Source organism: Phocaeicola sp. RTP21359st1_B8_RTP21360_211022 (assembly GCF_040911965.1).
Lineage (GTDB): Bacteria > Bacteroidota > Bacteroidia > Bacteroidales > Bacteroidaceae > Phocaeicola > Phocaeicola vulgatus.
On record NZ_JBDFXP010000085.1, the window covers coordinates 1 to 9,528 of the forward strand.

General features: G+C 37.0%; 8 protein-coding genes. 2 read left to right on the forward strand and 6 right to left on the reverse strand.

All coding sequences use genetic code 11. The annotated features are described in order from the left end of the window. Positions 1–334: 334 nt before the first annotated feature. From AB5062_RS22090 to AB5062_RS22115, 6 genes are all read right to left on the reverse strand, one after another. Entirely contained in the window at positions 335–1,387 is a 1,053-nt protein-coding gene (locus AB5062_RS22090) for a thiol-activated cytolysin family protein (protein WP_007834257.1), read from the reverse strand. A 12-nt stretch (positions 1,388–1,399) separates the two neighbouring features. Continuing rightward, on the reverse strand, positions 1,400–2,947 hold the full coding sequence (locus AB5062_RS22095; protein ID WP_007834258.1) for a thiol-activated cytolysin family protein: 1,548 nt from the start codon (positions 2,945–2,947) through the stop codon (positions 1,400–1,402). A 12-nt stretch (positions 2,948–2,959) separates the two neighbouring features. Next, entirely contained in the window at positions 2,960–3,820 is an 861-nt protein-coding gene (locus AB5062_RS22100) for a thiol-activated cytolysin family protein (RefSeq protein WP_011965075.1), read from the reverse strand. 29 nt (positions 3,821–3,849) lie between these two features. After that, positions 3,850–4,422 (reverse strand): hypothetical protein, encoded by a 573-nt coding sequence (locus AB5062_RS22105; RefSeq protein WP_016271793.1) that lies wholly within the window; start codon positions 4,420–4,422, stop codon positions 3,850–3,852. Between the two features lie 11 nt (positions 4,423–4,433). Then, positions 4,434–4,805, reverse strand: a complete 372-nt coding sequence (locus AB5062_RS22110) for a DUF3244 domain-containing protein (RefSeq protein ID WP_032935317.1) — start codon at positions 4,803–4,805, stop codon at positions 4,434–4,436. A 182-nt stretch (positions 4,806–4,987) separates the two neighbouring features. Then, positions 4,988–6,865 carry a tetratricopeptide repeat protein gene (locus AB5062_RS22115; protein ID WP_032935311.1) on the reverse strand — a complete coding sequence of 626 codons (1,878 nt, stop codon included), beginning with the start codon at positions 6,863–6,865 and terminating at the stop codon, positions 4,988–4,990. Positions 6,866–7,035: 170 nt separating this feature from the next. On the opposite strand from AB5062_RS22115, the gene tnpB reads away from it, so the two are divergent. Together tnpB and AB5062_RS22125 are read left to right on the forward strand one after the other, a co-directional pair. Continuing rightward, positions 7,036–7,545, forward strand: a complete 510-nt coding sequence (gene tnpB / locus AB5062_RS22120) for an IS66 family insertion sequence element accessory protein TnpB (protein ID WP_008671451.1) — start codon at positions 7,036–7,038, stop codon at positions 7,543–7,545. A gap of 68 nt (positions 7,546–7,613) precedes the next feature. Continuing rightward, the gene (locus AB5062_RS22125) at positions 7,614–9,227 is read left to right on the forward strand and encodes an IS66-like element ISBvu4 family transposase (RefSeq protein ID WP_368326989.1); all 1,614 of its coding nucleotides are present in this window, start codon (positions 7,614–7,616) and stop codon (positions 9,225–9,227) included. Positions 9,228–9,528 lie beyond the last annotated feature (301 nt).

Consider the following 9,528-nt stretch of genomic DNA (forward strand, 5'->3'; position numbering starts at 1 on the left):
CACTGGAAAAATACAGGCTACTGCTTCCTGACAGATGGGAAAAGGCTAATGACTAAAAAGGGATCATTAGACTTTTTGTTTTAATATACTATATAGAATCGCGGAGACGCTTACAGATGAATCAATGTTTATAATGTTATTATATTTTGTCATGGATATAATATCTATGCTCATATTTGTTTCTGTTAAATCATTACAAGAATAAGATGTTAGTAATAATAGGAATAAGTATATTTTTCTATAAGAGGTTTTCATAGTCATTAGATATAAATATATTAGTAAAAAATAGTGCTGATTGTTAATACTTATCAAATAACAATCAGCACATGGAATATTAGATCTTAATTTGGGAAATGAACATGGAGTTATCGGCTGCATTAGCACCAGAGAAAGAAATAGGGACTCCATATATTTCTTTACTATATACTCCTCCTTTTATTATAAAATCTTGAAATGCAGGAAATCCAGTAACAACTTTAGCTGCGTCCTCTCCGTTACCACCTATAATATAAATATAGATCTGAGCACGTTTTAGCATTTCTTTTGTCTTTGAGTCTAGTGATAGTTCTCCGTTTACTATTCCTGCATTGAATGCTGCTCGAATTGATACAGAAATTTCACTATATGATTCTTCAGATTCTACTATCATTACTCCTTTTCGTCCCATATTCACAGAATTCACATATACAGGTTTTTGATTTAGATATTTTTGGCGTTCTGTTTCATTGAGAAATATGTTTCCATCATCTGGGATATCCATAGCTACATTAAAATAGATTTGGCTGAAATCAACAAATAAAGCGGTATTACTTTGTTTTTTATCACTCTCAACAGAAGTTGTAATTGAAAAAAGCTGTCCTATTTTTATATTAGCTCCAAAAGCCATATTTACCTCTTTGTAATAATTAAATTCTTTCATTTTATATGAGAAAACTTGCGATTGTTTTCCACTAAAATCTTTACCTGCATCTGTGATAGCGTCTATAACTGCATCATTAAATGAGGTAAACTTAGGTTTTATTACTCTTGATTTGATAGGCAATGAGAATGCAATTCTGATTTCTGGTTTTAAAGCATTTGGATATGCAACAGAACGGTATTCTCCGGTATTAATAGATTCAGCTTGTAAAACAGAACCTAAATATGTATAAGCAGGGTTCAAGCTTGCTATTTCATAAAACTCTTGGGTGGATCTTGATAGATACTGTTGTAATGTTAAATCTACCTCTTTACCATCTCTAATTTCATATATTCCATCATAGTAAAGAGAACTTAGTGGAGCAATGTTTGCTGTATTATTTGCTTTCGAAGAAATTTCATCTAAATCTTCGTTTTCACAAGAAAACATTACAAGGGAAACAATTGCAAAATAAAAATACTTTTTCATAGGATTAAATTTTTAATAGATTATTTGATAGAATGGGCTGTTGAGCAGCGAATATTCACGAGTGTACTCAGTTGCATTCCACATTCGCATAGGTTCGTTAGGTTCCATAGGCATGGAACCTGTACTTTCGTAATATGATGAATTATAGCCAACATATATTTTTGATTTAAAATCAATGTTTCTCATTATAATTCTCTCTGTCTTATCTGTACAATTTGCATTTATCATAGGCCAGTTTTTATAATTGGGTTCATAGTTGCATTTATTTTCAAACATACTTATATTGAAGATAATATCTATATAGGGTTGGGAAGGTTTTGTCTTTTCTCTATCTTTATAAAAATACAAATAAAGTTGGCTTGACGAATGATAATCGCTTTTGTTGGAATAATCAGGTAAGTATGAATTATTTTCACGACTTGGCTTTACATATAAAGGTTCTATATGGATAGTATTGATAAATTCAGTTTCAACCAATCCATGTGAATTGGCATAGGAGAAAGAACATGTAATAGGTACACCATAGCTTGTTTCTGTGAATTTTGAATTATATATTAAATTTAGGAAATGGCTATATCCTTTAAATGTTTGTACGGCCAGATTGCTATCTCCCCCTATAATTAGCACTTTGAATTCTGTATTTTCAAAGAATTTTTCTTCTTCTTTATTCAGAGTAGTTGTTTTCTTACTGAAGATTCTATCAAATTCTTTTTTTATACACGTTTCTGCGAATTCGTATGATTCGTCTGTTTCAAAGGCAATGATTCCCAGTCTTCCATAAGTCAATGAATTCACATAAACAGGCTCATATTCACTTTTTCCTTGAATAGGTTGGTCACTTAAAGGAGCAATATCCATGTTGACGGTGAAACTTGATTGGAAGAATTTAACATACATTCCTGTTGACTTTTGTATTTTATCCCGGTATTCTGTTGAACTTTCACTTTTTGAAGAAAATAGTTTTCTTGTATTAATATTTGTTCCGAATGCGGTTTTAATTTCATCGTAAAAACTAAATCTCTTGTAACTGAACATGAATTTCTGATTCTGTTCGAAATTTCCATCGGTTACCATCTCAACCACATAATCACTTAATTTAGAGAAAGTGGGTGCTTCTATAGTTCTGCTAGTGGGTTTGGGTGTATTGTGTGCCAATGTCATTGATACTGTTATGGGTTTTCTGTTGCTGATAAATACCGGTATATAATTTTGGTTTGAAATGCTGTTTCCTTCTAAAATGGATCCTGGAAATATGTAATTTCTTCCATATAAAACGGTTGCTTCTGTACTTTTCACAATATATTGTTTATTGAAAAATGCATCATCTTCCGGTGAAAGTGATCTTGATGTTTTGTCTTCCAGATTCTTATTATATTGATTTATCCAATTCTGATATAGAGAATCTCCTGGATATGTATATAAAGAGTCTATTTTAACAATATCTTTATATTTTATAAGACTGACATTAGGGGTAATATGGGCTAATTCTGTTGCTTCATTGCATGAGCAGATTAGCGTTACGCCTAGAAGTATGTGTAAAATAGAACGGATGCTTTTCATAATGATGATTATTTATTGTACATTGAAATAGTTAACAAATACAGAATTATCTTTTATGTTAGAGGCGGAAAATGATATAGGTCCTCCGAAATCATCGGGTGTAACTGTTGAAGATAAATAAGTAAGTATGCTTGTAAAAGGATTGTCTGGGTTGATATCTTTTATTTCTTTGTTTCCAATAGTCATCAATCTGATATTAGAATTGGCTAATATTGCTAGTTCTTTTTGACTAACTTCCTTAGACTTCAGTAAATTGTCAATAGCTTCTTGTAATTTGTCATAATCAATATTACTTTCAATAACTAGTATAACTTTTCTGCCAAATTGTATTGAGTTTATAAATGCAAGCTTGTCTAATTGTTGCAAAACTTGTGGATCAGTGCTTAGTGATTCCGGCATATCCATTATAATGCTGAAAAAACTTTGATTTATATCTATCAATATAATATTCTTTTGAGGCTTATAATCGGGTGTGATGCCTAATAGTTGCTGAAGGTTAATATTTTGTCCCCAATTGACAGCTAATTCTTGGTATGATTTTATCTTTTTAATTACGAATGAAAAAGAATAGTTACTTTTCAAGACATCGTTTGTTTTTAACGCTTCATGAATAGCTTTCATCATGTTATTATAGGAAGGAGTGATTGTTTGTGACTTTATAGGAATGGTGTACCCCATGTTTATAGGATTCATTGATATTTTCAGGAACTTATATGTGTCTTGATTGATGCTGTTGGCTTCCAATATTGCTCCTATGAATATTTCATTGGGGCATTTTGCCACAAACTTATCTGCACTATATTGCTCTTCTTGGCTATAAGCAAGTTTAGCAATCATCAAAAATACGATGGTGTATATTATTTTAGTTTTCATTTCTTTGTATTTAGGTTTTATACTCGTATTTATTCAAAGGTATATTTTCTTTTCAGCCATATAATGGAAAGGAAATCTTGATTCATTAGTTCTGAATAAGAGATTAGATTATACTCTTGTCCTATTGCCATAAATGTACGTTGGTCATTATTGTTTTTTATTATATAGAATCCTATATTGAGTATTACTCTTCCATTTTCGTCTTTTTCTCCACAGTATTCCCATTTATCTATTGGCTTCTGGTATATGAATAATTTTTTATCTTGCCATTTTAGTTTATACTTTTCTACTATATTATTGGTTTTTACAATGGAAAGGGAGTCCCTATCGAATTGTAATTCATGGGGGTAAGACCATTGGATTCGTTCTCCGAAATATGCAGTTTCTGTTTCTGTTAGGTCTTGAATATCGTTTTTATTGAGTATTTCTTTAAATTCTACTTTTTCAGAAAACTTTAGTTTTAATATGTAAGGAGTGTCTTCCGGTGTGGGAAGAATAGGAGAGGGATCGTCCTTGTCTGCGCAAGAACTAAACATAAGTGTTCCTATTGAAAGGAGAAAGGACATGCTTACAATAAGTAGAGTGCTTTTTTTCTTTTTCATAATATTGGACTTTAGTTTTCGTATATAAATTCTCCTGCCAATATTCCCTTTTCATCGGTGATTGTCAGTTCATATATTCCTGCCGGAATATTCTCTAAAGAAGTTGATAAAGAAGAATTGGAGTGGGGTATATAGAGGTTTCTATATACTACATATCCTTCTTTTGATTTAATCTCGATGGTTACCGCTTCCCAGTCCTGTGCGAATTCGATGGTTAATTCTTTATTGCAGTCGTCAAAGAAGGCTTCTATCTGGACAAATAATTCTGTTGGGGTTCTATGCTTACGATGCCATATGTCCATCTCTATTCGTTGCGTTTTGGCGCATAATAGTAAAGGAAAAGCTAAGGCTATCAAAGCCAAATTCATTTTTAATTTGTTCATAATCATATTACGTTTTGTTTTTGTGCAAACTTAGATATTATCGGATTATGAACGGCGAAAAGAGAGAATTATAGTATATACAAATTTTGCTGATTATCAACTTGTTATAAAAATATTTATATACAGTGGAATATACTGCGAGGAATGTAACCAGCTGAAAGTTAATACAATATGAGCTGTTTCTATTTTACAAGGTATTTAATGAGATAATCTCGTAAAGAAATCCCTTCATCAACTTGTTTTTCTAGTTTCTGTTTGATTCTGGTACGCTTCATTCGGATGGAATCTGGATTGATGCCGAGCAATTTGGCTTCATCATTTGCGTCAAATCCAAAGATATGGAGATAGCAATATTGATATTCTGATTCTGTCAGGTTGGGAAATGCCTCTTTTAGTAGGGAGTAGAATTGGGGATATATCTTGTCTACTTCCGTCATTATGGAATGCCATGTTTTGTCAGTAGGGAGTTGGGAGTCCTCAAGCCTATTTTTTTTAGTCAAAGAAATAAGCTTCTTGCCAACTGTGGATGTTTCCATACTTTGCTTTTGCAGCCGGTCGTATTTATAGGATATTACTTCTATTTCCTGTTGTAGTTTGTGGGCATTATTCTCTTTGTCTGCCAATGCTTTTTGCAAAACCTGCTTTTTTTCTTCTAGTTCTGCAGATAAGTGAAGGAGCTCTATTTTCATCTTATCTAGAATTGTTTGCTGGTAATAGATTTTGGCTTTGCTTCTCTGCTGGTAAATGATATATCCTGCAACTGATAGTAAGAATAAGGAGATGGCAATAATGATGATGATTGTATTCCTTTGCTGTGTAATCTTTAATAGTTCGTTCTCTTCCCGTATCTTGGCGTTGTTATACTTTTTTTCTATTTCCAATACTTTTGTCTCATTTTGAACTAATGTCAGTGAATCGAGCATGTCGGAACAGATTTCTTTGTAATGGAGTGCTTCCTTGTATTTTCCTTCTGCCTTATAAAGCAGGTAGTAGGCTTGGTTGAAACTATAAGCGATGTCATTGTGTACTGTTATAGCTTTAATCAATTCGTATGCTTTTCCCAATTTGTTATTCTTTATATATACTTTTAATAGGCCGATGGAATCTTTATAGCTCTCTTCACTTCTTGTGGAAATGGCTTTTAGATAAGCCGTTTCCGCTTCATTATATTTCCCTTGCATTTCATAGATAAGAGCAAAAGCATTGGCAATAGCAGCGGTCAGATTTTTATTATGTAATAGTTGAGAAATGGAGTCGGCTTTTTGCAGCAAAGGTATAGTGCAAGCAAAAGAGTCAAGTATTGCCCACTCACCTGCTAAATCTTTTAAAGAGTATGCATAGCTTTTGTAGTTCTCTGCTTTTTTGAAGAACTCACAAGCTTCTTCCCTTTTCTTTAAGCATTCACTGGTTATATCTCTAAAACCATACAAATCTGCCATATAGGCACAAATATACCCTGCCACATTATAGGCCTGATGTTCTTTGGCCAGTTGCAGCGCATCGGCATATATTTGCATTGCTTTATCATACTCCCCATCTTCTACATAAGCACGGCCCAGATACAAGTCTATTTGCGCCTGTTCTTCTGCCGTGCCGTGTTCGGTGAACCATTGTTGTGCCCGTTGCCATTGGTAGATAGGGAGTAATCCGGTGGCTGCTTCGTCCGTTACTTTACCGCATAGCATACACCAGTGGGCAAAGTCCTTATCAGTCAGTTCATCGGGGGCTTGTATGCTGTCCAGTAGCACGGAAGCACTATCGGCATACATGGGAATCAGTTCCTCTACAGATTGTAATAGCGGAAGTATGCTTGTCTCTTTTCTGCATCCGGGGAGGATGAGAATGAATAGTAGTCCTGTCAAAAGTAAAGCTTTCATAAGAATGTGTTTAGATTTTGCTAATATAGTGATAAATCCGGGTAACTCGTATCTGATAGAGGGAAAAGTCAGTTTTTTATGCTTTCCGTGGCTTCTCCTTTGAAAGTGAGGTGGGAAAGCATGAAAGCTCTTTGTCTTGTCAGTGAAATCTATCTGTTGTATTTTGTTCTTCTGCCTTTTCATCAAGTTTTATCACTAAAGTGAAGAAGCTGTATCACTTTAGTGATGAAGTTTGATTAACTTAGTGATGAAAGTTCATCACTAAAGTGAAACGTAATCATTCGGCCTCGTGCGTGTTTTTTTCCCCTCTTTTCCTTCCTACCTTTGTGGCTTCATTATAATCTTAATCCATTATGTGTTCAGTATTAGAATTTTCTAGTGAAAGTGATAAACTACGTACTCTCTTTTCCGAGTCTAACCATTTTGATTCTGTTCTTTTCATATTTGATGGCGGCCGTCGTTATAAAGTTTCGTCTTCCAGCCTTGGTATCCATTCCCCTCAGGACCTACTTCTCCCTTTAGGTCTTGGCCTTTTCCGCAGCAGTCCTTTTTGGTCTTATTACCTTTATCCCCAAGGTTGTAATTTCCATAAAGGTATTGACGGTCTTTGTGGCGAGGTCATCCGACACACGGGTTCCTGCGTGTCAGAGCAGAGCTGTCATATTTTTCCCGACCGCTCCCGTAGCAGGTTGCATATCCTTTATCGGTGCGACGACGAATACCGTCTGGAATGCCGTCGTCTGAATCGCGGTTCTTTCCTCTTGAAAAAGGAGGAACGGAAGAAGGATTTTCTTCAAATTTCCTGGAATCGCCTGAATGAGCTGCTTACTGTTAAAAAGTATCGGAAAACAGTTGAAAAGTAATTCCCCATTCTATAAGCCGTGCAGTTTTATTTTGATAACTTTGCCACATAATAAAAAGTGGATGTACAGTGAAAGAACCGGTTATTACCCTTACTTTGGAAGAGTACGAAGAGTTGCGCAAGGAACATGAATGCCTTGAAAAGGAGCATGCGGAACTTCAGAGAAAATACGAAGCCTCTTTGCAGGAGTATTCCCGCCAGGTCGAAGAAATCTCGGCCTGTACAGCCGTCATTGCCGACCTGAGATGGAAATTGGCTGACTTGACACGCCGTTTATGGGGTAAATCCAGTGAAAAACGTCATCTTCCCGAAGATGCCGGCCAGCTGAGCATCTGTTTCGAGTCTCCGTCCGATGTCAATGACCCGGTAGCGGAAGAACAGAAAACCGCTGGGAAATCCGTCACATCGGAGAATGGCTACAATCGTTTCCGTAAAAGCTTCACGAAAAAGATCACTCCCCACGCCCGTAAGCCCATCGACCCGTCCCTTCCCCGTGAGGAGATTATCATTCCCATGCCGGAAGGCCTTTCGTTGGAGGGAGCGACGAAGCTGGGAGAGGAAGTGAGCGAACAGTATGCTGTCAGCCCCGCCCGATTCTATGTGAAACGCATCATCCGTCCTAAATACCGGCTCGCCGACGGTCGTATCATAACCGCTCCCATGCCCGTAATGGCACATCCCCACAGCAATGCCTCGGAAAGTGTACTGGCCCACATTGCTACCGCCAAATATTACGACCACCTGCCTCTGCACAGACAGCTGGATATCTTTGAGCGTGAAGGAATCCATCTGAGTCCTTTCACCGTAAGTAACTGGATGATGGCTGCCGCACAGCGTCTGGAACCAATCTATAATGAACTTCGTGAACTGGTCAAGGACAGCTATTACGTCATGGCCGATGAGACACCCCATCCCGTACTTGAAAGCGACCGGCCCGGTGCTCTTCACCGCGGGTATATGTGGAACTTCTATCTGCCCCGGTTCCATACCCCCTTCTTTGAATATCACAAGGGCCGTGGCAGCAGCGGAACAGACACACTGCTGGCAGGACAGGTCCGGGTGGTACAGAGTGACGGCTTTGCTGTATATGACAAGTTCGACACGCTACCCGGAAAGTTGCATCTGTGCTGCTGGGCACACGTCAGGCGCAACTTTGTGGAAGCGGAAGGAAATGACCCTCCCAGAGCAAGGCATGCACTTGGACAAATAGGCGGACTGTATGCCGTGGAGGAGAAAATCAGAATGGAACATCTGGAAGGGGAGGCGGTGGTAAAGCTTCGCCGGGAAAAATCGTACCCTATTATCAAAGAACTGGAAAAATGGTGCAAGGAGGAATATGGACATACGGTCGATAAATCGCCTATTGCCAAGGCCATGTTCTATATGTACACACGCTTTGAACAACTGTCCGGATATGTCAATGACGCACAGTTCTGCATTGACAATAATCCGGTGGAGCGTTCTATAAGGCCGTTGACTTTAAACAGAAAAAATACGCTCTTCTCCGGATCACATGAGGCAGCACATGCAGCGGCAATTTTCTTTTCACTGATGGGATGCTGTAGGGAAAATAAGGTGAACCCAAAACTATGGATGCAGGACGTGCTGATTAGGGTACAGGAGAAAGAAAGAGAAGAGAAAAACGATTACACCGATTTACTGCCATTTAATTGGAAAGGATAAACAGGAAAGCTATAATAAAGTCAAAAGCCAGACATGCTTCGTCTGGCTTTTGACTTTATTATAACTTGGAGAGAAACACGCACGAGGCCGAATGCTTACAGTGAAACGATTAAATGAAAAGGCAGAGATTGGGAGAAAATACCGGTGGAATCACTCAAGTTACAGGAGTGGAATTCATTTTGTTTGCGCCATTTATAACGGTTGTAATGTTGTGCTTTCTGTTGGTAAGCGTCTCCGCGATTCTATATAGTATATTAAAAGTAAAAAGTCTAATGATCCCTTTTTAGTCATTAGCCTTTTC